Source organism: Lederbergia lenta NBRC 16444, assembly GCF_001591545.1.
Lineage (GTDB): Bacteria > Bacillota > Bacilli > Bacillales > Bacillaceae_C > Lederbergia > Lederbergia lenta.
The window spans coordinates 520,490-544,702 of sequence record NZ_BCVC01000001.1 but is presented as its reverse complement, the minus strand read 5'-3'; the positions used below and the strand labels follow the sequence as shown (position 1 = coordinate 544,702).

Here is a 24,213-nt window from a genome sequence, read left to right as displayed (position 1 = left end):
AATATTGTCAAATTTTATCCTGCACCAGGACCAGATCGGAACAATTCAAATATCCTCATCGCCATGTATGCAATCCCCGCTCCTATTAAAGGACCTACTGCAACACCTTTAAATACCGCAACTGCAAAGATAGTCCCGATTACGAGGGCAGTAGTAATATGTGGATCTGCAGAAAGAAGGGTGATTCCATATTTAGCAATGATAGCAACAGCCATTCCAGCCCCAAGCGCAATCCAGGCATAGGGAGATTTAACCGCAGAACCGAGCTCTTTAAATCCGATATAGCCGCTCGCAATCGGGGCTAAAACTGCAATCGTAATAATGGTTACACCCCAATTTATGCCTTTCGTTTGCAAAGCAGTAAAGACTTTTTCATCCGCACCGATTAATTTAAGAACAATTAATACTGCCACTGCAATAATAAGCGATTGATTTTTCGCAAAAAAAGCAATGCCGAGTAATAATACTAGAAATAGAAATGCTTGATTAAACAAATTGTTCATCCTTCCCATTTTTCTAACTGTTTATAAGTAATCATGTTATTATATACAAAAAGCGTGAATAGGTGGGAATTTGATGAAACGAGAAAATGTAGCCAAAGTATTTCGTTTTTTAATAGTGGTTAGTATCATACTAACTTCCTCCATTCTCTTATTTTATATTTGGAAAGTAACATATCCCTTTATTATTGCAATTGTTTTTGCCTTAATTATGAACCCGCTTGTTACGTTTCTTGAAAAGAAGTGGAAATTTCCACGTAGCCTCGCAGTAATAACGACCTTGTTTCTCTTAATTTCCGTTTTCGCAGCTTTGATTACACTTCTAATTGCTGAGATAGTAGACGGTACAGCATATTTATCTAAAGTTGTTCCAGAACAAGTTGGAATATTAATTACTTATTTAGAAAATGTATTTGCAGGTCAAGTAATACCATTTTACAATAAATTAGCAAGTATCGTGAATGGCTTGGATGGTGCTAGACAAGAAACAATCATGAATAGTATTACATCTACAGGAAATAAAATTACAGAAAGCGCGACAAAATTTTTACAAAACTTTTTCATTAAGCTGCCTGCGCTTATTTCCTGGATTCCAAATGCAGCAACAGTGATTATCTTTGCTTTATTAGCGACTTTTTTTATCAGTAAAGATTGGGATAAACTCTCTCATCTTTTCACTAACTTTTTACCAGAAAAGGCGAAAGTCAGTAGTCGGAAGGTTTTTATTGATCTGAAAAAAGCGCTTGTTGGATTTGTTAAAGCTCAACTCACTTTAATTTCTATCACATTAGTTATCGTTTTGGTTGGTTTGTTAATATTACAAGTCAATTATGCAATAACAATTGCATTAATTACTGGACTTGTGGATTTGATGCCATACCTAGGGACAGGGCTAATATTCATTCCTTGGATAATTTATGAATTAGTTATTGGTAATTTTGGCTTAGCATTAGGTTTGAGCATATTATATACGGTAGTGGTAGTTCAACGGCAAGTAATGGAACCAAAAATTCTATCCTCAAATATAGGACTTAATCCATTGTCGACACTCGTAGCATTATTTGTTGGTTTTAAGTTAATTGGTTTTCTCGGTCTTATTGTTGGCCCAGTTACACTCGTACTTATTACAACATTACATAAAGCAAATGTGTTTCGTGATTTGTGGAGTTATATTAAGGGAGCATGAGAAATAAGATTTAATACTCTAGAGCGAAAGGAATAACTTAATATATTTCCCAAGTAAAAAAGAGCCCTTAGGCTCTTTTTTTAAAATAATTGAAGGGATTTTATCCATGTCTATCTAGCGAACAGTTCACACTCGGAACTCACGCTTTTCTTAACGATATATATAAAATTGATTTTTTCGCAAAAATTGTTTTTTTAATAGCTTTATTAATATTGGTCTCAGAGCGTTTTTGGTTATCGGAAGTAATAATAATAAACCGACTATGTCAGTAATAAAACCTGGTGCTAATAATAATATTCCTCCAGCAAACACGCAAAATGCATCAAGCATAGCATTGCCTGGCGGCTGACCCGAACGCCATTGTTCTTGTACCTTTCTCAACGCTTCCAAGCCTTGACGTTTCGCAAAGTACGCACCGATCAAACCAGTTAATACAATCAATAAAACTGTTAAAATTGCCCCTATAGTTTTTCCAGCAAGGATAAACAAACCGATCTCCATTGCAGGAACAATAATAAAAACGAGTAATAAAAATCTCAAACGGACCACTTCCCGCCTTTTTTTATAATTATAACACAGAAAAGCGGAAGGCGCTCGTTCAGCGACGTGGTGACCGAGATAAAGGTAACGCGCCACGAAACGTAAGACACTTGGTCAATGGTGACAAGCAAAAGGCAGGTATTGTCCCTCACCTCGTCATTGCTTTGTTTTACTTTTAAAAAAGGATCATTCTAACCGCGCTTTTGCACCTAGAATGATCCTTACTTTTTAGTTTGCTAAGAAAATTTTGAAATCGAATCGTTTCTTTTTTTCACGCAAACTTTCAGAGCATATACTTATAGCACACTTGCATGTCCATTATAAATAATGCCTCTGATCGCATCAACAGTGATTTCCTGGCCATCTTTAATCATGGACGTTGCACCTTCAACTCCAACGATCACAGGTATACCTAAATTGATTCCCACAACAGCAGCATGACTCGTTAGGCCGCCTTCTTCTGTTATTAGAGCAGAACACTTCTCTAAAGCTGACACCATGTCTCTGTCTGTTCCAATCGCTACCATAACAGAGCCCGGCTCCACTTTTTCATTCGCTTCTTGCACATTGTTTACAATCATTGCTTTTCCAAATGCAGTTTTTCTGCCAATACCTTGGCCTTTGGCTAATACATCTCCAACCACATGTATCTTCATAAGATTCGTTGTTCCTTTTTCCCCGACTGGAACGCCACCAGTAATAATGACAAGATCTCCATGCTTAACAAGACCAGTATTTAAGCCTTCAGTCACTGCCTCTTCTAGCATTTCGTCTGTGGATTCAACAGTTTGTCCAAGTTGCGGATAAACACCCCAAACCAATGATAATCTACGAACAACATGTTCATTTGCAGTAACAGCTACAATCGGAGCTTTAGGGCGGTATTTAGAAACCATTCTTGCAGTATGTCCGCTTTCAGTAGGCGTAACAATCGCGCTTACCTCTAAATTAATGGCAGTATGAGCAACAGACTGACAAATCGCATCCGTCATATTATGATCACTATTTTTACTTAAACCAGATAAAATATCTTTATGATTCAAAGCCTGTTCTGCAGTCAATGCAATGTTATGCATTGTTTGTACGGCCTCAACAGGATAATCGCCGGCTGCTGTTTCTCCAGACAACATAACAGCGTCTGATCCGTCAAATATCGCATTAGCGACATCACTAGCCTCTGCTCTTGTCGGACGAGGATTTCTTTGCATAGAATCTAACATTTGTGTAGCTGTAATAACAGGCTTTCCAGCTTCATTACATTTTTGGATCAATTGTTTCTGAACAAGCGGCACTGCTTCTGTCGGAATTTCTACTCCTAGATCTCCACGTGCGACCATTACTCCATCAGAAACTTCTAAGATTTCGTCAATATTATCGACGCCTTCTTGGTTCTCAATTTTAGGAATGATGTTAATATGTGATCCGTCATTTTTTTCAAGCAATTCTCTAATTTCTAGTACGTCGCTTGCTCTTCTAACAAATGAAGCAGCGATAAAGTCTACTCCTTGTTCAATTCCGAACAAAATATCTTTTGCATCTTTTTCAGTCATGCCTGGAAGATTAACAGAGACTCCAGGTACGTTCACGCCTTTTTTATTCTTCAATGTACCAGTGTTCAGTACTTTTGTTACGATTTCATTTTTGTCCCTTAATGTATCAATTACCTCTAATGCGATTAGTCCATCATCTAATAAAATTGTGGAACCAGTATGAATATCATTAATAAGGCCTGGATAAGACACCGAAATCTTTTCAACTGTCCCTAATACTTCTTTCATGGATACGATTAGTTCAGTTCCAGCCTCTAAATTAAGGGAACCGCCTTCCATTTCATGGGTTCTTATCTCCGGACCTTTTGTGTCTAATAAAATTCCAACATTTTTCCCGATCTTTTTTGCTGTTTCTCTAATATTAACAATTCGAGAGCGATGTTCCTCATGGTCTCCATGCGAAAAATTCAAGCGAGCCACGTTCATTCCCGATTCAATTAATTGATGTAATATTTCTGGATTTTCACTTGCCGGCCCAATCGTACAAACTATTTTTGTTTTCTTCATTAAATTACCCTCCTAAAGTCTACCAACACATTAAATCGACAATTCTTTTGATAACTTATACATATCAGATTGAAAATTATGCGGTTGCTCCAACACAGTTAGAATATCGTCATTTACAAGCTTGTCTTTTACAACTCCAACTGCACGGCCACCCTTACCTTCCATTAGAAGTTCGACAGCATATGCTCCAAGTCTACTCGCTAATACACGATCAAAACCAGTAGGATTTCCGCCTCTTTGTATATGGCCAAGAACAGAAACTCTTGTTTCAATATTCGTCTTAGCAAATATCTCTTCCGCAAACTTCGGACCGCTAGATACGCCTTCAGCCACAATGATAATACTATGTTTCTTGCCACGCCTTTGACCACTTTTCAGTCTTTCAGCAATATCATCTAGATCATAATCCTCTTCCGGAACTAGAATCGTTTCAGCACCACCGGCAAGCCCAGACCAAAGAGCGATATCCCCTGCATCACGCCCCATTACCTCAACAATAAAGGTCCGTTCATGGGAAGTAGCAGTATCACGAATTCTATCGATCGCATCAAGAACTGTGTTTAATGCCGTATCAAAACCAATTGTAAACTGCGTTCCCGGAATATCATTATCAATCGTAGCCGGAACACCAATACAAGGAAATCCTTGTTCTGTTAAAGCTTTAGCTCCCAAGTAAGAACCATTGCCACCAATAACAACAAGTCCATCAAGCCCCATTTTCCGCAATTGTTCGATCCCTTTTTGCTGACCTTCTTTTGTCTCGAATTCTTTACAGCGTGCAGAGCGTAACATTGTTCCACCTCGATGGATAATGTCTCCAACTGAGCCAAGTTCGAATTTGCTAATATTACCTGCCATTAAGCCACTGTAGCCTTGGTATACACCATATGCTTCAATACCATGATAAATAGATTTCCTGACAACTGCTCGAATGGCCGCATTCATGCCAGGAGAATCTCCACCACTAGTCAAAACACCAATTTTCTTCATTTTATTCACCCCAACTGTCATTATTCACCAATATTATTTTAAACCCAGTGTCGTTTCTTATCGACTTTAGCGACTATAGGTAATTTAAAAATACCATTTAATCGCTATCTTCTCAAATATTGAACATCATAATAATATTTCAGAATTATTAATTATAAGTAAAAGCGGAAGCAGCCGCTTAGCGTCATATACACTGCACACACAATATAACGGGATTTAGTTGAATCTTAATACTACGAGGTAAAGGAAACGTAAACCTACAGTGTCCGGAGGCTAACCCATCGTATGAACCTGAAGTTCGCTAAGCTTCAGCTAGTAGCAAAATTGAAAAGAATCAAAGGGTATAACCTTTAAATTTATGTAAGAAGCGGCTAATAAGCTAGTCCCAAACAGAATATCTCGCAACTCTCTGTGTCAACCCAAACGTAGGCATCACCCAATTGGGTAATGCCTTAGGTAGGGCTATTTTCATATTCCTTTTGTTCTGTATATTTCCCCATCTTTTTATACTTCAAATAGCGATCCTTTATTAACTTTTCTGGTGTAATTTGTAATAGTTGTTTTAATGTTTCTTGCAACACCCAGTCAATATTTTTCGCTTGGCCTTCGACATCCTTGTGTGCTCCACCTTTAATTTCCGGAATAATTTCATCAATAATGCCTAATTCTAATAAATCTGGAGCAGTAATTTTCATCGCTTCTGCTGCTTGTTTTGCTAGTGTTGCATCTTTCCACAAGATGGTTGCAGCTCCTTCCGGTGTAATTACCGAATACGTAGAGTTCTCTAGCATATACATCTTGTCCCCTACTCCGAGTGCAAGAGCTCCGCCGCTTCCACCCTCTCCTGTTACAATACAGATAATAGGAACTTTAATCCCAGCCATTTCGAATAAGTTCCGTGCGATTGCTTCACTTTGTCCCCGCTCTTCTGCAGCCTTGCCAGGGTACGCACCTTTTGTATCAATGAAACAAATAATTGGTCTATTAAACTTTTCAGCTTGCTTCATAAGACGTAGAGCTTTTCGATAGCCTTCTGGATGAGGCATCCCAAAATTACGGCGGATATTTTCTTTTGTATCCCGTCCCCGTTGATGGCCAATAACTGTGACAGGCAAGCCTTTATACTTCGCTATACCTCCGACAATCGCTGCATCGTCACCGAATAATCTGTCCCCATGAAGCTCTATAAAGTCCGTAAATAATTCCCCAATATAATCAAGTGTGGTTGGTCTACTCGAATGACGTGCTACTTGAACTCGGTCCCACGGGGACATATTTTCATACACATCTTTTTCTAATTTTTCAAGACGTGATTCCAAGCGATCAATTTCCTCAGATAAATCAACATCAGAACCTTTTGTAAATTCACGTAATTCCCTGATTTTATTTCGAAGTTCTAATACTGGCTTTTCGAATTCAAGTCCATTTACCATGCTATTTCACCTTCTTGCTGATGGATTTCAAGCACTGTTGCTATTTTTTCTTTCATCTCGAGACGATGGATAACCGAGTCTAGCTGACCGTGGTTTAATAAAAACTCAGCCGTTTGAAAATCATCTGGTAAATCCTCGCGTATTGTTTGCTCGATCACTCGCCGTCCAGCAAATCCAATTAATGCACCCGGTTCAGCGAAATTGAAATCCCCTAGTGATGCAAAACTCGCTGATACTCCACCTGTAGTTGGGTGAGTCATGACAGATATAATCAAGCCGCCCTGATCACTAAACATTTTTAAGCCTGCGCTTGTTTTTGCCATCTGCATTAAAGATAAAACGCCTTCTTGCATCCTTGCGCCTCCAGAAGCAGTAAAAATAATAAATGGTACTTGTAGCTCATTTGCTTTTTCAATCGCTCTCGCTATCTTTTCTCCAACGACAGATCCCATACTTCCCATACGAAAATGCGAATCCATTATGGCAGCAACAACTTGGATGCCTTTTATTTCTCCAGAACCAGTGAGGACAGCTTCGTCAAGTTTCGATTTTTTACGGTCACCTTCTAGTTTTTCTAAATAGCCCGGAAAACCTAAAGGGTTTTCAGATGTAATGCCTTCATCAAATGCCTGGAATGTTTCGGCATCAAACAAACTATCTACTCGCTCAAACGCAGTCATTGGATGATGGTATCCACATTGCAGACAGACTTTCAGATTCTTCTGCAAGTCTTTCGTATACATAATTTTTTTGCAACCTACACATTTGGTCATAATACCTTCGGGAACATCTTGCTTAGCTGCCTCTGACGGTATTGCTGCATATTTCCTTTTCTTCGGTTTTGAAAATAGATCTTTAAGCAAGCTTTTCCCCCCTTGATAGTTATCTATATATATATACTGATATCACTCGTCTTTTCCAATCACCGCGAGTTGTATTGTGTTTTTCCGCACATCTTCTGGGTCCACTTTTTTCCGCGCAACTCCCGTTTCCATTGCAGCTTTTGCAACAGCAGCCGCTACATGTGGAGCAACTCTTGGGTCAAATGGACCTGGGATAACATAATCAGCCGCTAACTCTTCATCCGTGATTAATTCTGCAATTGCAGCGACTGCAGCTTGTTTCATTTTTTCATTGATATGCGTAGCACGTACATCTAGTGCTCCTCTAAATATTCCTGGAAAAGCAAGTACATTATTAACTTGATTAGGAAAATCCGAACGGCCTGTCCCAACTACTTTTGCTCCAGCTTCATGTGCAATATCCGGCATAATCTCCGGCTCTGGATTCGCCATAGCAAAAATAATAGGATCAGCATTCATAGACTGAACCATTTCTTTCGTTAATGCTCCTGCTACGGAAACACCTATAAATACATCTGCACCTTGGATGACGTCTTTAAGCTTACCTGACTGTTTGGTCCGATTTGTGTATCGGGCAACGGCGGCTTTCACTTCATTCATGCCTTCAGGACGTTCTTCGTAGATCGCTCCTTTGGAATCACACATAACTATATCTCGAACACCATAGCTGTAGAGAAGTTTAATAATAGCAATTCCAGCAGCCCCTGCACCATTTGCTATTACTTTAATTTCCTGCATATTCCGCCCCGTAATCTTCAGTGCATTAACAAGGCCTGCAACAGTTACAATTGCTGTTCCATGTTGATCATCATGAAACACTGGAATATTAACTTCTTTCTTCAAGCGTTCTTCAATGACAAAACAATTTGGAGCAGCGATATCTTCAAGATTCACGCCTCCAAATGTTGGTTCTAGTAATTTAACTGTCTCCACTATTTTATCTACATCAGTTGAATTCAAACAGATTGGAAAAGCATCCACCCCAGCAAAACTTTTAAAAAGCACTGCTTTCCCTTCCATAACAGGCAGTGCTGCTTCGGGGCCAATATTGCCTAATCCTAAAACTGCTGTACCATCTGTAACAACAGCAACCATATTACCTTTCATTGTGTAATCATAGACAGTTTCAGGTTTTTCATAAATTTCTTTACAAGGTTCTGCTACACCGGGTGAATAAGCAAGGCTGAGATCTTTCGCATTCTTTACTTCGATTTTTGATTTCGACTCTAACTTACCTTTATGCATTTTATGCATATGTAATGCTTCTTCTCGTAAAGTCAAAGAGATTCACTCCTTCAATTTACCCGCTAAGTTTATTCTTGTATTTATAAGTGTCTGGTTACGCAAGCTTCTAAAATAATATATCATATATTTTACAGTTTGAAAAAGTTATTTTAAGATTACACAATTCCCGCCCAGAAGTTTGCGTAAATCTTCTAGGCATGCTTCGGATGCATTGACCCAATCATGGCTAGAAAGTCTTATCGTTTGCTTTGTAGCTTCATAATGAAGTACTACAGCAACACTCCCTCGATGGGTAGTTAGTACATCACGTAATATATTTAATTTTTCCAGAAAATGTAGCTCCGTAGGTACTTTTAAATATAAAGTCGAAGTAGATTTTTTATTTTCTACCCGCAATTCCTCTGGTTTTTGCAATTTTTGTATGATAAATTGTCTTTTTCCCGCTCTATTTTCCACATTTCCAGTAATGAGAATTGTTTCTCCTACTTTACATATAGAATTATGCCCACGATAAATATCTGGAAACACAACCCCATCCAATTCTCCCGTAGCATCACTCATGCGAATAAATGCCATTACTTCGCCTTTTTTCGTTCTAATTGTTTTTACATAAGTAATATAAACCCCTACCGATACATTTCTTTGGCCTGGCTTTAGTTCGTGCAAAGACTGCGAGCTAACAGATTGAAAAAAGTTGGCATAAGCACTTACCGGATGTGCTGAAATATAAACTCCTGTTGCTTCTTTCTCGTAAAATAGCTTATCCGCAAGCTCTAATGGTTCAACCTCAACGTATTTAGGCTTCAATTGAAACATCTCTTCTTCTTCAAACAGATCTGTTCCAGAGTCCGATGGCTTCATTAATTCTGCGTGATCCAATGCAACGTCAAGTGTAGCTAAAAGCACAGCCCTATCCTTGCCAAATTCATCGAAACTGCCGGAATATACAAGTGCTTCCAAAGCTTTGCGATTAATAATTTTATGTGAAACTCGTAAACAAAAATCAAATAAATCTAGGTAAGATTTTGTCTTTCTCATCTGTATAATCTCTTTTAAAGCTGTAGCACCTATGCCTTTTATCGCCGCAATACTATACCTAATTCCTTTCTTTTCTACTTTAAATGGATAATGACTTTTGTTAATAGAAGGTGGTAGTATGCGCAACCCCATTTGCTTCGCTTCCGCCATATACTTTGTTATTTTATCTTCATTTCCGATAGCAGATGTTAACAATGCAGCCATAAAGTATTCAGGATATTGCGCCTTTAAATATGCAAGCTGCCAGGCAATCATACTATAGGCAACAGCATGACTCCTGTTAAATCCATAATTGGCAAATCGAACGACTAAATCATATGTTTCATTTGCTGTATTTTCTCCATATCCCTTTTCTATTGACCCCTTAACGAAATGTTCACGTTCACGATCGAGTACTTCTTTGTTTTTCTTGCTAACTGCTTTGCGTAATAAATCGGCTTCACCAAGAGAATAACCTGCCATTTTCGCGGCAATTTTCATAATTTGCTCTTGGTAGACCACGACACCATAAGTTACCTCTAGAATGGATTGTAGATCAGGGTGGGGATATTCCACAGCTTTTCTACCGTGTTTCCTCGCAATATAATCAGGGATATTTTCCATTGGACCCGGTCTATACAAGGCATTTACAGCCACTATATCTTCGAATTCAGTCGGCTGTAATTCTCGAAGCACCTTTCTCATACCATCTGACTCAAGCTGAAAGATGCCTGTAGTTTCTCCTTTTCGTAGCAGTTCAAACGTTTTTTCATCTGAAAAGGGAAGTGCCTTTACATTCAGTTTCTCCCCTGTACTAATTTCAATACTTTTGGTGATACGTTCTAATAATGTTAGATTTCTTAAACCTAAGAAATCCATTTTCAGCAAGCCTATTTCTTCCAAATCCTCCATTGGAAATTGCGTTAAATAGCTGCTTGCATGTCCACCTTGTAGCGGAATAAGATGAACAAGTGGCTGTTCGGACATAACTACTCCTGCAGCATGTGTAGATGTATGCCTCGGTAAACCTTCTAATTTTAAAGCAGTTTCATATAATTTTTTATTATGTTCCGATGCAGCAATAAAAGTTCGAAAACCTTCCGATTCTTTATATGCCCCTGCCAAGGTGATCCCTAGTTTCGAAGGTATCAATCTAGAGATTTGTTCCATTTCTTTAGGGGTAAAACCAAAAACACGCGCTGTATCACGCATGGCCGCCTTCGCGGCTAAAGTTCCAAATGTAATAATTTGTGCCACTTTATCTTTCCCATACTTATTAACAACATATTCAATTACCTCATCGCGACGGTTGTCAGGAAAGTCGATATCAATGTCAGGCATAGATATCCTTTCGGGGTTCAAAAAACGTTCGAATAGTAACTGATATTCAATTGGATCGACATCTGTAATTCCAAGCATATATGCAACAAGAGAGCCAGCTGCTGAACCCCGCCCAGGCCCAGTTAAAATACCCTGATCACGTGCATACTTCATAAAATCCCAAACAATTAAAAAATAATCATTAAAACCCATTTTATTAATTACATCTAATTCATAATCCAATCGTTCCAGATAATGAGTTTTATTGTCGAAACACCGCTCTTTCATTTCTTTCAGGCATAAATCCTTTAACATTTGTTCAGAAGTTTTTTCTTCAGGAAGCGGATATTTCGGTAAAAGTTGCTGATTCGTTTCTACCATTACATTACAATATTCTACAATTTTTATGGTATTTTCTAATGCTCGCGGTGCATCTGCAAATAGACCAGACATCTCTTCTTGGCTTTTTAAAAAGTATTCTGGCTGATCATATGTCTCTTGTTCCCTTTCGGCAAGTTTTACTCCATCTCTGATTGCCGTTAAACACTTATAAGCAAATGCATCTGCTTTCTCTATGTATCGAACATCATTTGTAGCAATCATGGGAATATTAAGTTCTTTAGAGATTATTTTAATTTGATCTAGCATATTTACATCTGTATCGTCTCCATGATTTTGTACCGACAGATAAAATGATTCTCCGAATACTTCTTTGAACTTGTTTGCGGCAACGACTGCTTTTTCCCTATTATTCTCTAGAAGATGTTGTTCAATTTCTCCTTGTCGCCCCGGCGTTATAGCAATCAATCCATTGCTATAAGCGCGCAACCACTTCCAGGAGATCATTTCTTTTGATTGGGTTTTAATTGCGCTAGAAATTTTCAACAAATTTTTATAACCTTCATTATCTTTCGCAAGTAAAATGACTGGGTGATAATTTTCTTCATCTGATTCTACATCAGCCGTCATTCCGATAATTGGTTTAATCTTCGCTTTCATGCATGCCTGATAAAATGGCAGCACTCCGTATAATGTATTTCGATCCGTAATGGCCAAGGCGGTGTAATTTAATTTTTTCGCCTGCTCCACCAGCTCTGGAATAGAGATGGTGCTCGATAATAAGCTAAAAGCAGTTGAAATTTGCAAATGGGCAAAAATCACATCACCCACCCCTTTCATCTTTATTTAGTTCCTTCTACTTTTGTATGGAATATAGCATTTTTATACAAGAATTTCCGTTTCCAAACCACTTCTTCTTTCTCTCTATTATGGACTATGATCTAGAAAAAGAAAACACGTATGTTCGCTTTCATATATTTGAACTTTGTCCCATATATATAACTATAGGAATTCAGATTAAATGGAGATGGTACACATGAATGAAGCTTTTTTTCCCACTTTTTTCAACAGTTATTTTATCGCTTTTGGTGTCATGCTAGGTGGTTCCCTGATTGGAGGCCTCGCGGCTTTTATTACAGGCGAGCCCTTGTTAACGGAAATTGCTAAAATAGCAAGCCGCGTTCGAATTTGGGCTATCATTGCAGCTATCGGTGGTACATTCGATACGGTTTATAGTTTCGAAAGAGGCTTTTTAGATGGTGGTACACGAGATATATTCAAACAATTTTTATTAATTTTATCTGCGATGGGTGGTGCCAAAACAGCCTCACTTATCATTGATTGGCTAACTCTGGAGCATATATCATGAGAATTCCCCCTCTATACCGAAAGCCCACATGGCAACGTTTTTTTGCTGGAGCAGCCGTTGGTGGCTGTATAAGTTGGGTGATCTTTTTGTTTATGTTCGGAACCCTACAGGAAAAACACAGCATGCTCATAGATAACCAAGCCGCCTTAATTAAAGAACTACAAGCAAAAATTAAAATATGGCAGGATGATTATCAAGACTTGAACGAGCAGAACTTGGAAATGCTTACCATCCAGGAGATACAGGTCAAACTTACTCATTATGAAAAGTATAATATTAATGATAAACAAAGTATTAGTAGTATCGAAGAGGCGGTGAAGGAAGATTTACAACCCTTACTTGCCAAAGAATTAGACTCTGTTTATAAAAATAGAGATATTATCAAAAAAACGATTGAAAACAAAACAATGAATATCAACGGAAAACGCTATAAACTGCTTGTAACTGGAATTCATTACTTTACAACGATTAGTATCGAAGTAGAATTAAAACTTGCTGATTGAAGAAAAATCTTAGAGCCTAGTATTGATATGTATAGGGCAGAAAGAATGATAATAAAAGGCGCCTTAGTCATGAATGTAGGCGCCTAATTAGAACATAGCATATTTGTTTATTTACATACCTTTTCTAGGTCCTTTTTCACGTCTTCTGCTTCCTCCCAAGTATGAACAGAAGTTCCAGCAGCAAGTGGATGGCCACCCCCGCCATGTTTCATGGCAATAGTATTTATGATTGGACCTTTAGAGCGTAAGCGCACCCTGATCTGATCTTCCTCTTCAATAAAAAAGCACCATGCCTTTATTCCTTTTATATTACCGAGGGAACTAACCAAAATGGATGCTTCTGAAGGGGTAGTTTCACAAGCTGCCAATATTTCCTTATTAAGAGCAATAGTCGCTGCTCCATCTTCGTTCATTTGAAATTTCTCCAAAACATAACCTTGTAACTTTATAACATTTGGTTCAAGTTCATACATATGATTGAATAATTCAGTACGACTAAATGAATATCCTATTAGTTCGCCTGCATACTTAAATGTTTTTTGCGAAGTACTCGGATAAAGAAATCTCCCCGTATCACCGACAATTCCGGAAAACAACAGCCGTGCTCCCTCATCAGTCATTATTAGCCCTTGATCTTTCCCAAATAAATAAAATTCATATATCATTTCGCTAGTAGAAGATGCAGCCGTATCGACCCATAAAATATCACCGTACGCATCATTATTAGGATGATGATCTATTTTAATAAGCATCTCCCCTGATGTATATCTAGAATCGCTTACTCTCTCTTGGTTCGCCGTATCACAAACAATTACAAGTGCTCCACTATATGTTTCGTCAGAAATCTCATCAGGGATACGCAAGAAATCAAGCCCGAAGTCCCGCTCTCCTACAGTGTAAATATTTTTATCTGGGTAGGAGGCTTGTAAAATCTCTGCAAGCCCACCTTGTGATCCATATGCATCAGGATCCGGTCGTACATGACGATGGATAATTATCGTATTAAAACGTTTAATTGCCTCAAGTATTTCCTGTTTCATTTGTTTACTCCCTTCCCTCGACCTGCGGAGATAGGCGAGGTTTCCTTATCTTTTTTTGCATTCCTTTTCAAAGTTCAAGTATTTTTCATTTATCTTCTGTAGTAATCCTTCATTTTTACGTTACAATAAGAGAGTAACTAGCTTTCTTGAAACGGAGGATACTTTTCTTATGAAAATTCTAGTAATATTGATTGTATTATCATTATCTTTCTATGTATATTATAAAATCAAATATGTGCGAAGCAAACGGCCAATGGAAAGAAAATTATTAAACGGAAAATCCGGTATGGCCCTTGGTTTATTTGTAGCTTTGTTTGGTCTAAATCAATTATTTCTTTATGACACAACAACTACATATATCGTAGCAATTATCTTTATTCTCCTAGGAGGACTTAACGCGTGGGTAGGATTTAAAACATACCTACACCATATTCCTTATGCGGTTAGAGAAGCGGAAGAAATAGCTAGACAATAACCAAAAGCAGAAGGCGACAAACACAAGTCGAGAATCACATAGTTTCCCCCATAATACAAGCCGCTTTCAATTGGAAGCGGCTATTTTACACCGTAGAGTCCTTTAACGCCAGGTGATAAAAGCTGTAAGCATAATGTGGCACATGCACTTTCTTATTATCTATCAATAAGCCTGCACATCATTAGGGCTTTTCCCACGATTTCATTTCCGTTGTACACCTCAACATCGACCTTTCCAAACTTTCTCCCTGCTTCTAACACCATTGGCTGTATCTGGAGCACACTATCTATTTGTACAGGTTTCAAAAAATAAATCGTCATGCTTTCAACGGCTACTTCGCCTTTCTTTTGCTGTCTAAATACGCGGTTGGTCGCTTCAGCTACAATCGTTGTAAAAACACCGTAAGAGATTGTCCCTAATTGATTAGTCATCTGTGGTGTAACTTCAAAAGTAAAAGATCCGTCATCCTTTTGTTGATTGGATGACAATTGATTAGAAACGGTATCATCGATTGTTTCCCCTACTTGCGGCTGACGTTGGGCCATTTGAAGAGCCTTAAGCACATCTTGTCTACTAATAATCCCCTCAAATCGCTGCTGGTCATCCACTACAGGCAACACTTCGATCCCTTCCCATATCATGGCATGCGCCACAGATGCAACACTCGTTTTTCTTCCTACAGTTAGTGGGTTTTTTGTCATCACCTTATCTATAGACAAAGAATAATCTTGCCCTATCACATCTTTCCCAGTTACCATACCCTGTACTTTCATACGTGCATCAAGCACTGGAAAACGACTATGATCTGTTTCTTTTTTCATATTGTACCAATCTTCAACGGTCGATTTCATTTCCATACTTGCCGCCTCTTCGACAGGTGTAAGTATATCTTCCACCAAGATAATTTCTTTCTTTATCAATTGGTCATAAATAGCACGGTTAATCATCGTAGCAACTGTAAAGCTATCATAGCTAGTAGTAAGTATCGGTAGCTCTAACTCATCAGCCAAACGCTTTACATGCTCTTCTGTATCAAATCCTCCTGTAATGAGCACCGCTGCTCCTGCCCTTAATGCATTTTCATGGGCTTTGGTACGATTTCCGACAATTAGTAAGTTTCCTGCGCCCGTATATCTCATCATTGCGTCGAGAGTCATGGCACCAATGACAAATTTAGTTAATGTTTTGTGTAACCCATCTTTTCCGCCCAGTACTTGCCCATCAATAATATTCACAATTTCTGCAAATGTAAGTTTCTCAATGTTCTCTTTTTTCTTTCGCTCTATTCGAATAGTACCGACCCGTTCGATCGTGCTCACATATCCTTTATTTTCAGCATCTTTAATTGCCCTGTAGGCTGTGCCGTCACTCACATTCAATGTTCTCGCAATTTGTCGCACTGAAATTTTCTCACCAACTGGCAAGCCATCAATATAGCGAATAATTTGTTCATGCTTAGTTGCCAAGCTTTTCACCCTTCTCTCTAACCTAGCTATTACTTCTAGTATATCGAGAAAAGCTTCTATCTTCAATTTTCAGACTGCTTAGCGAGCGCGAATTCTTTTCATCTTTTTTATATCTGCTCGATTATCCACTTTGTTACTTTGTTGTCTTTTAGGTGAAAACAAAAGAGCAGATAGATTACCTGCAATCACAAGCAGGACAAACGCGATCCATGTAATGGAGAATAAGCCTTTCATTCCTTCAGCTTTTAACTCTATTGCTGGTAACGCTAAGTAAAGCATGACAGCACATAATAGTAAACAGATTAAATAACGATTACGCATATATTAGCCCCCCTTATACTCTTTTAATTAGTCTATGCAAGTATTGGCTAGGACTTGCTTAGGATCTGTTCACTTCTGCTTCATTGTTCACAGGTTTTAGCAAAAATAAAAGACCACTAAGATTAGTGGCCTTTTCAAATAACTTTTATATTTCAATCGTCTCCCCTGCTATCATTACTTTTCCGTGTATATCACTTTCAAGTAAATCAATAAATACTTGCGGGTCCTGTTTGATCGGCGGGAAAGTATTATAATGGATTGGAACAACCGTTTTCGCTCCGAGGAATTTAGCAGCCAACGCTGCATCTTCAGGTCCCATCGTAAAATTATCTCCAATTGGCAAAAAGGCTATATCAATCGGATGACGTTCACCTATCAATTTCATATCTGAAAATAAAGCCGTATCTCCAGCATGATAGATGGTTTTACCTTCAGCCATAAATAAAACGCCAGCAGGCATTCCTAAATATATAATTTCTTTATCCTCAGTAAAGATCGCGGATCCATGAAACGCTGGTGTCAATTTCACTTTCCCAAAATCGAAAGTATATGCACCCCCTATATGCATTGGATGTGTACGTAATCCTTGCCATTCTAGATACGTTGCTAACTCATTAGGAGCGATTACAAGCGCATTAGAACGTTGAGCAATCGATTCTGTATCTCCTACGTGGTCACTATGGCCGTGCGTTAAAATAATGACATCGGGATTTTCATTTTCTGCGCTTAAGTCTGTCAATTCATTTCCAGTAATAAAAGGATCAATAATAATCTGCTTTCCATTTGTTTCTATTTTAATAACTGAATGTCCGTGATAAGAGATTTTCATTATTTAAACACTCCTTCTGCTACTTTTTTCTCTATTATACCAGTCCAAGCAAATATTTTTTAACAGCTTTCTTTTTTTTTACCCTCAAAACTGATACCCTTAACATGGAATTAATTTTTAGGAGATGAACGAAGATGAATCAAAGATTAAATAAATTGATTGATTGGATGAAAGAAGAAGATATTGATGCTGCTTTTATTACCTCACCCGATAATGTTTTTTACTTAACCGGTTTTCGAAGTGAGCCTCACGAAAGATTATTAGGATTAGCCGTTTTTCAAGAGGCCGAACCATTTCTCATCTGTCCTGGAATGGAGACACTAGACGCAAAGAACGCTGGCTGGGAATACGAAATTTTAGGCTATAGTGATACGGACGACACATGGGGACTCGTTGAAAAATCGATAAAACGCCGCGTTGATAAAATACGAAAATGGGCAGTTGAAAAAGAGCACTTAAATTTGGAACGATATGAAGAGCTAGCCAATCGTTTTACAGGTGCAAATTTCGTAAGAGCTGAAGCTGTTCTTAACGAGCTTAGAATGATTAAAGATGATAAAGAAATTTCTTTGCTAAAAAAAGCGTGTGAACTTGCTGATTTTGCTGTTCAAGTCGGCATGAATGAAATTGCAGCGGGGAAAACGGAACTTGATTTGATTGCTACTATTGAATATGAAGTAAAGAAAAAAGGTGTTTCGGGTATGTCATTTGACACGATGGTACTGACTGGCGCAAACGCTGCGCTTCCACATGGAACACCTGGACTTACAAAAATTCAAAAAGGTGATCTTGTTCTGTTCGACCTCGGAGTCATTTTCGAAGGATACTGCTCTGATATTACTAGAACGATTGCCTATGGAGATATTTCTGATAAGCAAGCTCATATTTACCAAACTGTTTTACAAGCAGAAGAAGTTGCTTTGAACGCTGTAAAACCTGGTGTGAAAGCTTCGGAACTTGATTTGACAGCTAGGCAGATTATCCAAGATGCTGGATATGGTGACTATTTTCCACATCGTCTAGGACATGGCCTTGGGATTAGCGTTCATGAGTATCCATCTATGACAGCTACTAATGAGTTAGAAATAAAACCTGGAATGGTATTTACGATCGAACCTGGAATATACGTTCCCGAAGTTGCCGGCGTGCGCATTGAAGACGATGTCTACCTATCCGAAAACGGTGTAGAAACGCTTACGAAGTTTCCTAAATCACTACAAATCGTTTAATTTTCATAAAAACAATATTATTTTAAAACAGATGGATGTCCCCTAACATTCATCTGTTTTTTCGTCTAAAAGGTAAGCATATAAAAGGTTAATCATCCAAGCTTACTAGCGATCGTTCCTCTCTTACTGGCTGTCATCCTTTGGCATCTTTAACTGATGGGGAAAGCACCTCCTTAAAAAACAACCACCTATAATTCAGGTGGTTGTTTTGCTTTATTATTGTAATAATTGTTTTACCTCTTGATATGGAAGTTCTAGCGCCTCAGCAACCGCTCGGTAAGTGACGTGGCCATTAAACGTATTTACGCCCTTTAACAAAGCTTCATCTTCTAAAATCGCTTGTTTAAATCCTTTGTTCGCTATCCGTAACGCATATGGTACAGTTGCATTCGTTAACGCAAATGTTGAAGTTCTAGGAACTGCACCTGGCATATTCGCAACTGCATAATGCACAACACCGTGCTTCACATATGTTGGTTCTGCATGAGTGGTTACTCGATCAGACGTTTCAAAAATACCACCTTGATCAATAGCAATATCAATTACTACAGAACCTGGCTTCATTGTTTTAATCATATTCGTTGTAACTAGTTTTGGTGCTTTTGCACCTGGAATTAATACTGTTCCAATCACCAGATCGGAAGCACGTACAGCCTCGGCTATATTATAAGGATTTGATATTAATGTGCTCACATTATTACCGAAAACTTCATCCAGTTGTCTTAAACGCGCTGGATTTAAATCGATTATATTTACTTGTGCACCAAACCCGACAGCCATTTTCGCGGCATTTAATCCTGCAACTCCGCCACCAATAATAGTAACTACCCCTCGTTGTACACCAGGTACACCCGACAATAAAATTCCTTGTCCACCATAATTTTTCTCAAGAAACTGTGCTCCTACTTGTACTGCCATCCTACCGGCAACTTCACTCATCGGAGTTAATAGTGGTAAACCACCATTAGGGTGTTGAACTGTTTCATACGCAATCCCCGTTACTTTATTTGCCACCAAAGCTTCGGTCAATTCTGATTCAGCAGCAAGGTGCAAATAGGTAAATAATATCAGATCTTCATGAAAGAACCGATATTCTTCGCGTGATGGTTCTTTTACTTTCATTACCATTTCAAATGACCAAGCTTTTTCAGCGCTATTTACGATTTTCGCGCCCGCTTCTACATAATCTTCATCAGTGAATCCCGAAACGAGTCCGGCTCCAGTTTCAATATAAACTTCATGGCCGGCTGCTGTTAGTGTCATTGCTCCAGCAGGGGTCATCGCAACCCGATTTTCATTGTTTTTTGTCTCTTTCGGTATTCCGATCTGCATTCCTTCGTCCTCCTGTTCGATGATTCTACATTACCAATATAACATTTTCGACAATTGATAACAGCTTTTTTCCATCGAAAGCAAGAGAATGTTAGAAAATTCATAATGAAAAGTGTATACATTGTATATTTTTCACTGAAAGCTACTCGTCTAAAAAAGCTTGCTCTTTTTGATTAGCCCATTCATCCAATTCTTCTACTACACCAGTAGCATACATCTCATTAATTTGTTTAATTGTTTGATCATTACTCTTTTCATCCTTGGAAATAAATGAGTTTTGGTCGCTTTTTTCCACTTTTATCAACTCCTTCATTACTTTTTTTATTATTTGATATCCGAGAACAGATATACTAGTCGAAACATGTTAAAATAAATTAAGGAGGCGATTGCAAATGGAATTAGCTTATCAAAACATCTTAGTTGCGGTTGATGGTTCTAAATCTGCTGAATGTGCATTTAAAAAAGCAGTGCAAATTGCAATACGAAACAATGCAAAACTCACCTTAGTTCATGTAATTGATACCAGATCATATGTTTCGATAGAGTCATATGACGGAACAATGGCTGAACGAGCTGTAAACTATGCAGAAAACCTTCTAGACGAATATCAAAAAGAAGCAAAGGCTCGTGGCCTTAAGACTTTGGAAACGATTATTGAACGTGGTTCACCGAAAAGTGTGATCCCTAAACAAACTGCCAAACAAATAAATGCCGATCTTATTATATGTGGGGCAACCGGCTTAAATGCTGTTGAGCGATTACTCATTGGTAGTGTTTCCGAACAAATTACTCGTGCCGCTGCCTGTGATGTGCTCGTAGTACGAACTGAAATTGATGATAATTAAATTCATGTAAGACAATGTCATTGAGCAATAAGCCATTCCCATTTACAGGAGTGGCTTATCGTTTTATTATTCCTATATAAATAAAAAGCATGCCTCATTATGTAGGCATGCTTTTTATTCATTCTCTAATGTCAACGCTTATCTATGACCGCTTCCTAAGATGAGTCAGCATCATTGAAGAAGCTGCTGTTACTTAGGCAAGACATAACGGAGTTTTCACATGAAGTAATAACCTTATCCGTTGTTTCATTACGGTTTAATTCCATACGCTAGTGGCATGATTTCACAGCAATTGTTGCGCTTTGTCTAATTGTTTTTTCACTTGTTCAAAACCTGTTCCACCGTAAGAATTTCTTCTTTTTACAGCTTCGACAGGAGATAAGATTGTAAACACATCTTCTTCGATTTCAGCACAAGCTTCTTTCAGTTCAGGTAATCTCAAATCGAGTAAATAGCAATTTTTATTTATACAAGAAAGTACTAATTTTCCAACAATTTCATGTGCTTCTCTAAATGGTATTCCTTTTGCTGCTAAATAATCCGCTAGCTCAGTCGCATTAGAAAAGTCCTGGTGCACTGCTGATTCCATTGAATCAGTTTTCACTGACATCGTAGCAATCATACCTGTAAAGATCTTTAAGGAGCCAATGATTGTATGCACAGTATCAAACATTCCTTCTTTATCTTCTTGCATATCTTTATTATAAGTTAGTGGTAGACCTTTCAAAACAGTGAGCATTGACATCAAATTTCCGATGACTCTTCCACTTTTACCGCGAATCAATTCAGCCATATCAGGATTTTTCTTTTGTGGCATGATACTACTTCCAGTCGCATATGTATCATCGAGCTCAATATAATTGAACTCTTTGCTCGACCATAGAATGAATTCTTCTGCCAGTCTCGACAAGTGAGTAATTGTCAAAGCTGCATTACTTAGAAATTCAACAATAAAATCTCGATCACTCACCGCATCCATACTATTTTCGTATACGCTAGAAAAACCTAATAACTCTGCTGCATAATGGCGATCAATTGGAAAAGTGGTACCTGCTAACGCACTTGCTCCTAATGGAGAAATATCAATACGTTTTAAACTCTCTGTAAAGCGTTCCTTATCACGCTCAAGCATCCAAAAGTATGCGAGTAAATGATGTGCAAATGATACAGGTTGTGCACGTTGTAAATGAGTATATCCTGGAAAAACAGTCTCGACATTTTTATTTGCCTGATCAACTAGAGCAGTTTGAAGTTCATTGATATGCGCAATAATTATTTCAACTTGCTTTTTTAGATAGAGATGCATATCTGTTGCTACTTGGTCATTACGACTTCTGCCAGTATGAAGTTTTCCTCCAACTGCTCCAATTTCCTTGATCAGCATTTTTTCCAAGTTTAAATGAATATCTTCTTCAGAGGCAGAATATTCAAGCTTCCCGTCTTCTGCCTTCGCTTTTAGTTTCTCAAGACCATCTGCAATTTTTTCACTTTCGACAAGTGGGATAATATTCGTCTTCCCAAGCATTTTCACATGAGCAATACTGCCTTCAATGTCTTCAAAAACAAGCTCTTTGTCAAAAGAGATAGAGGCACCGAATTCTTCGATCCATTGCTCCGGCGATTTCGAAAAACGTCCTCCCCATGCTTTTTTCATGCTTTAACCCCGTCCTTTTTGTGAATCATGCTGTGAACTTCTGTTGGCAGCCCCCAAAGTTTAATGAAACCAACAGATGCCGATTGATCAAATTCATCAGCAGAAGTATATGTTGCAAGATTTTCGTCATATAAAGAATTAGGTGATTTTCTACCTTCTACAATCGCATGACCTTTAAATAATTTCACTCTGACTGTGCCATTTACGTATTGTTGCGTTTCTTCTAAAAATGCTGTCAGCGCCGGTTTTAATGCCGAGAACCAAAGTCCATCATAGATTAATTCCGTTAATTTCTTTTCGATCACTGGCTTGAAATGGGCTAATTCTTTCACCAATGTTAAATCTTCCAATTCTTTATGAGCCGTTAATAGTGTCATAGCACCAGGGCATTCATAAATTTCACGAGATTTGATACCAACCAATCTGTTTTCTACATGGTCAATACGTCCGACACCATGTTTTCCAGCGATTGTATTCAGTTCTAGAATTAATTCACTTAAAGAATATTTTTTTCCATCTATTGATACAGGAACCCCTTTTACAAAATCAATTTCGATTACATCAGGTGTATCTGGCGTGTTCTCTAGTGCAACTGTTAGATCATATGCATCCTCTGGCGGTGCAACCCATGGATCTTCTAAAATCCCACACTCATTGGCTCTACCCCACAAGTTTTGGTCAACGGAATACGGGCTATCCAAATCAATCGGAATGGGAATCCCTTTTTCTTTTGCATATGCAATCTCCTCCTCACGTGACCAGCTCCATTCACGTACAGGTGCCAACACTTCCAGATTTGGATTTAACGCTTTAATAGAAACTTCAAAGCGGACTTGGTCATTACCTTTTCCAGTACAGCCATGTGCAACAGCATCCGCATTTTCTTGTTCGGCCACTTCAACTAATTTTTTAGAAATCAATGGTCTTGATAACGCAGAAACAAGCGGGTATTTTCCTTCATACATCGTGTGTGCTTGAAGTGATAATAACGCATATTCATTAGCAAACTCTTCTTTTGCATCAATGATATGGCTTTTTGAAGCTCCCATTTCCAATGCTTTTGATTGAATAAACGCTAAATCTTTTCCTTCCCCAACATCAAGACAACATGCAATGACGTCATATCCTTCATCAAGGAACCATTTTATTGCTACTGAAGTATCTAAACCACCGGAATATGCAAGAACAACTTTCTTTTTCATGAATACAACCTCCTATTTATAATTGTATAGTTATACATAATTGTTTATTTTTAATCATTTATTATATAGGATACTATCATATTACATTTTATTTTTCAATACTTATTCATAAAATTGTATAAATAAAAGAATAAAAGACAAAAAGATTCCCTAGAATCTTTTTGCCTTTTATTTTTTTACCTCTTTTACAATATGGACAAGCTCTTTATGAATAAGCTTTTTCATAGCAATCTTCACTGCACCTAAAGAACATAGGATAATAAAAGTCACTTTATTTTTATACATTCCGGCAATTGCCCCCGACAACATTGTTGCTGAACTAAACTAATATTCTCTGTACAACCAAGCATCCTTAATAATTCACCGAAACAATTATTCCTTTTCAAATAGGTCTAACACAGATTCAATCGTCACGTATCTTTTAGCAATCCCTGTGCACCATCGACTCTACCTTCAAA

The 24,213-nt window shown here is 38.1% G+C and carries 22 protein-coding genes; 6 read left to right on the top strand and 16 right to left on the bottom strand.

Annotated features, from left to right (window positions below):
• Window positions 1-14: 14 nt before the first annotated feature.
• Window positions 15-494: a DUF441 domain-containing protein gene (locus BLE01S_RS02395; RefSeq protein ID WP_066136934.1), complete on the bottom strand. Its 480-nt coding sequence runs from the start codon at window positions 492-494 to the stop codon at window positions 15-17.
• Between the two features lie 82 nt (window positions 495-576).
• On the opposite strand from BLE01S_RS02395, the gene ytvI reads away from it, so the two are divergent.
• On the top strand, window positions 577-1,686 hold the full coding sequence (gene ytvI / locus BLE01S_RS02390) for a sporulation integral membrane protein YtvI (protein WP_066136931.1): 1,110 nt from the start codon (window positions 577-579) through the stop codon (window positions 1,684-1,686).
• 150 nt (window positions 1,687-1,836) lie between these two features.
• Here ytvI and BLE01S_RS02385 read toward each other — a convergent pair whose 3' ends face one another.
• The 7 genes from BLE01S_RS02385 to dnaE all read right to left on the bottom strand — a co-directional run bounded on the left by BLE01S_RS02385 (window position 1,837) and on the right by dnaE (window position 12,330).
• On the bottom strand, window positions 1,837-2,235 hold the full coding sequence (locus tag BLE01S_RS02385; RefSeq protein WP_338034364.1) for an FxsA family protein: 399 nt from the start codon (window positions 2,233-2,235) through the stop codon (window positions 1,837-1,839).
• Between the two features lie 287 nt (window positions 2,236-2,522).
• Complete coding sequence (gene pyk, locus BLE01S_RS02380) at window positions 2,523-4,283, bottom strand: pyruvate kinase (RefSeq protein ID WP_066136927.1); 1,761 nt, start codon at window positions 4,281-4,283, stop codon at window positions 2,523-2,525.
• A 30-nt stretch (window positions 4,284-4,313) separates the two neighbouring features.
• Entirely contained in the window at window positions 4,314-5,273 is a 960-nt protein-coding gene (gene pfkA, locus BLE01S_RS02375; RefSeq protein ID WP_066136925.1) for a 6-phosphofructokinase, read from the bottom strand.
• A gap of 452 nt (window positions 5,274-5,725) precedes the next feature.
• Window positions 5,726-6,706 carry an acetyl-CoA carboxylase carboxyl transferase subunit alpha gene (accA, locus tag BLE01S_RS02370; protein ID WP_066136923.1) on the bottom strand — a complete coding sequence of 327 codons (981 nt, stop codon included), beginning with the start codon at window positions 6,704-6,706 and terminating at the stop codon, window positions 5,726-5,728.
• The gene (gene accD / locus BLE01S_RS02365; RefSeq protein ID WP_066136920.1) at window positions 6,700-7,569 is read right to left on the bottom strand and encodes an acetyl-CoA carboxylase, carboxyltransferase subunit beta; all 870 of its coding nucleotides are present in this window, start codon (window positions 7,567-7,569) and stop codon (window positions 6,700-6,702) included. Before accD ends, accA begins: the two co-directional genes overlap by 7 nt.
• Before the next feature lie 42 nt (window positions 7,570-7,611).
• Window positions 7,612-8,850 carry an NADP-dependent malic enzyme gene (ystJ, locus tag BLE01S_RS02360; RefSeq protein ID WP_066136917.1) on the bottom strand — a complete coding sequence of 413 codons (1,239 nt, stop codon included), beginning with the start codon at window positions 8,848-8,850 and terminating at the stop codon, window positions 7,612-7,614.
• 108 nt (window positions 8,851-8,958) lie between these two features.
• On the bottom strand, window positions 8,959-12,330 hold the full coding sequence (dnaE, locus tag BLE01S_RS02355; protein WP_231955903.1) for a DNA polymerase III subunit alpha: 3,372 nt from the start codon (window positions 12,328-12,330) through the stop codon (window positions 8,959-8,961).
• A 196-nt stretch (window positions 12,331-12,526) separates the two neighbouring features.
• Here dnaE and ytrH point away from each other — a divergent pair, with 196 nt between their 5' ends.
• Both ytrH and ytrI read left to right on the top strand, forming a co-directional pair.
• A complete protein-coding gene (gene ytrH, locus BLE01S_RS02350) occupies window positions 12,527-12,859 on the top strand; it encodes a sporulation membrane protein YtrH (protein ID WP_066136915.1) in 333 nt (110 codons plus the stop codon).
• Window positions 12,856-13,362, top strand: coding sequence for a sporulation membrane protein YtrI (ytrI, locus tag BLE01S_RS02345; protein ID WP_066136913.1), 507 nt, complete (start codon window positions 12,856-12,858; stop codon window positions 13,360-13,362). The genes ytrH and ytrI overlap by 4 nt, the downstream gene beginning before the upstream one ends.
• A 107-nt stretch (window positions 13,363-13,469) precedes the next feature.
• Here ytrI and BLE01S_RS02340 read toward each other — a convergent pair whose 3' ends face one another.
• Window positions 13,470-14,402 (bottom strand): DHH family phosphoesterase, encoded by a 933-nt coding sequence (locus tag BLE01S_RS02340; RefSeq protein ID WP_066136911.1) that lies wholly within the window; start codon window positions 14,400-14,402, stop codon window positions 13,470-13,472.
• 169 nt (window positions 14,403-14,571) lie between these two features.
• On the opposite strand from BLE01S_RS02340, the gene BLE01S_RS02335 reads away from it, so the two are divergent.
• On the top strand, window positions 14,572-14,877 hold the full coding sequence (locus BLE01S_RS02335) for a YtpI family protein (protein WP_066136909.1): 306 nt from the start codon (window positions 14,572-14,574) through the stop codon (window positions 14,875-14,877).
• 155 nt (window positions 14,878-15,032) lie between these two features.
• On the opposite strand, the gene BLE01S_RS02330 is transcribed toward BLE01S_RS02335, so the two are convergent.
• From BLE01S_RS02330 to BLE01S_RS02320, 3 genes are all read right to left on the bottom strand, one after another.
• Window positions 15,033-16,343 carry a CBS domain-containing protein gene (locus BLE01S_RS02330; RefSeq protein WP_066136907.1) on the bottom strand — a complete coding sequence of 437 codons (1,311 nt, stop codon included), beginning with the start codon at window positions 16,341-16,343 and terminating at the stop codon, window positions 15,033-15,035.
• A gap of 78 nt (window positions 16,344-16,421) precedes the next feature.
• The gene (locus BLE01S_RS02325) at window positions 16,422-16,664 is read right to left on the bottom strand and encodes a hypothetical protein (protein WP_066136905.1); all 243 of its coding nucleotides are present in this window, start codon (window positions 16,662-16,664) and stop codon (window positions 16,422-16,424) included.
• Window positions 16,665-16,809: 145 nt separating this feature from the next.
• The gene (locus tag BLE01S_RS02320) at window positions 16,810-17,493 is read right to left on the bottom strand and encodes a metal-dependent hydrolase (RefSeq protein ID WP_066136904.1); all 684 of its coding nucleotides are present in this window, start codon (window positions 17,491-17,493) and stop codon (window positions 16,810-16,812) included.
• Window positions 17,494-17,627: 134 nt separating this feature from the next.
• Between BLE01S_RS02320 and BLE01S_RS02315 the strand changes: the two genes are divergently transcribed.
• The gene (locus BLE01S_RS02315; protein ID WP_066136902.1) at window positions 17,628-18,722 is read left to right on the top strand and encodes a M24 family metallopeptidase; all 1,095 of its coding nucleotides are present in this window, start codon (window positions 17,628-17,630) and stop codon (window positions 18,720-18,722) included.
• A 216-nt stretch (window positions 18,723-18,938) separates the two neighbouring features.
• On the opposite strand, the gene ald is transcribed toward BLE01S_RS02315, so the two are convergent.
• Both ald and BLE01S_RS20670 read right to left on the bottom strand, forming a co-directional pair.
• Window positions 18,939-20,054, bottom strand: a complete 1,116-nt coding sequence (gene ald / locus BLE01S_RS02310) for an alanine dehydrogenase (protein WP_066136900.1) — start codon at window positions 20,052-20,054, stop codon at window positions 18,939-18,941.
• Window positions 20,055-20,196: 142 nt separating this feature from the next.
• Window positions 20,197-20,349 carry a hypothetical protein gene (locus tag BLE01S_RS20670; protein WP_157419479.1) on the bottom strand — a complete coding sequence of 51 codons (153 nt, stop codon included), beginning with the start codon at window positions 20,347-20,349 and terminating at the stop codon, window positions 20,197-20,199.
• Between the two features lie 97 nt (window positions 20,350-20,446).
• Here BLE01S_RS20670 and BLE01S_RS02305 point away from each other — a divergent pair, with 97 nt between their 5' ends.
• Window positions 20,447-20,899, top strand: a complete 453-nt coding sequence (locus tag BLE01S_RS02305; protein ID WP_066136898.1) for a universal stress protein — start codon at window positions 20,447-20,449, stop codon at window positions 20,897-20,899.
• Between the two features lie 283 nt (window positions 20,900-21,182).
• On the opposite strand, the gene argH is transcribed toward BLE01S_RS02305, so the two are convergent.
• Window positions 21,183-22,553 (bottom strand): argininosuccinate lyase, encoded by a 1,371-nt coding sequence (gene argH / locus BLE01S_RS02300; protein ID WP_066136896.1) that lies wholly within the window; start codon window positions 22,551-22,553, stop codon window positions 21,183-21,185.
• Window positions 22,550-23,755, bottom strand: coding sequence for an argininosuccinate synthase (locus BLE01S_RS02295; protein ID WP_066136895.1), 1,206 nt, complete (start codon window positions 23,753-23,755; stop codon window positions 22,550-22,552). Before BLE01S_RS02295 ends, argH begins: the two co-directional genes overlap by 4 nt.
• Window positions 23,756-24,213: the final 458 nt, after the last annotated feature.

What these genes read in the sequence shown, in the direction of transcription:
- ytvI (WP_066136931.1), top strand. Translation starts at nt 577, where the DNA reads ATGAAACGAGAAAATGTAGCCAAAGTATTTCGTTTTTTAATAGTGGTT.
- pyk (WP_066136927.1), bottom strand. Translation starts at nt 4,283, where the DNA reads ATGAAGAAAACAAAAATAGTTTGTACGATTGGGCCGGCAAGTGAAAAT.
- pfkA (WP_066136925.1), bottom strand. Translation starts at nt 5,273, where the DNA reads ATGAAGAAAATTGGTGTTTTGACTAGTGGTGGAGATTCTCCTGGCATG.
- accA (WP_066136923.1), bottom strand. Translation starts at nt 6,706, where the DNA reads ATGGTAAATGGACTTGAATTCGAAAAGCCAGTATTAGAACTTCGAAAT.
- dnaE (WP_231955903.1), bottom strand. Translation starts at nt 12,330, where the DNA reads ATGAAAGGGGTGGGTGATGTGATTTTTGCCCATTTGCAAATTTCAACT.
- ytrH (WP_066136915.1), top strand. Translation starts at nt 12,527, where the DNA reads ATGAATGAAGCTTTTTTTCCCACTTTTTTCAACAGTTATTTTATCGCT.
- ytrI (WP_066136913.1), top strand. Translation starts at nt 12,856, where the DNA reads ATGAGAATTCCCCCTCTATACCGAAAGCCCACATGGCAACGTTTTTTT.
- BLE01S_RS02340 (WP_066136911.1), bottom strand. Translation starts at nt 14,402, where the DNA reads ATGAAACAGGAAATACTTGAGGCAATTAAACGTTTTAATACGATAATT.
- BLE01S_RS02335 (WP_066136909.1), top strand. Translation starts at nt 14,572, where the DNA reads ATGAAAATTCTAGTAATATTGATTGTATTATCATTATCTTTCTATGTA.
- BLE01S_RS02325 (WP_066136905.1), bottom strand. Translation starts at nt 16,664, where the DNA reads ATGCGTAATCGTTATTTAATCTGTTTACTATTATGTGCTGTCATGCTT.
- BLE01S_RS02320 (WP_066136904.1), bottom strand. Translation starts at nt 17,493, where the DNA reads ATGAAAATCTCTTATCACGGACATTCAGTTATTAAAATAGAAACAAAT.
- BLE01S_RS02315 (WP_066136902.1), top strand. Translation starts at nt 17,628, where the DNA reads ATGAATCAAAGATTAAATAAATTGATTGATTGGATGAAAGAAGAAGAT.
- ald (WP_066136900.1), bottom strand. Translation starts at nt 20,054, where the DNA reads ATGCAGATCGGAATACCGAAAGAGACAAAAAACAATGAAAATCGGGTT.
- BLE01S_RS02305 (WP_066136898.1), top strand. Translation starts at nt 20,447, where the DNA reads ATGGAATTAGCTTATCAAAACATCTTAGTTGCGGTTGATGGTTCTAAA.
- argH (WP_066136896.1), bottom strand. Translation starts at nt 22,553, where the DNA reads ATGAAAAAAGCATGGGGAGGACGTTTTTCGAAATCGCCGGAGCAATGG.
- BLE01S_RS02295 (WP_066136895.1), bottom strand. Translation starts at nt 23,755, where the DNA reads ATGAAAAAGAAAGTTGTTCTTGCATATTCCGGTGGTTTAGATACTTCA.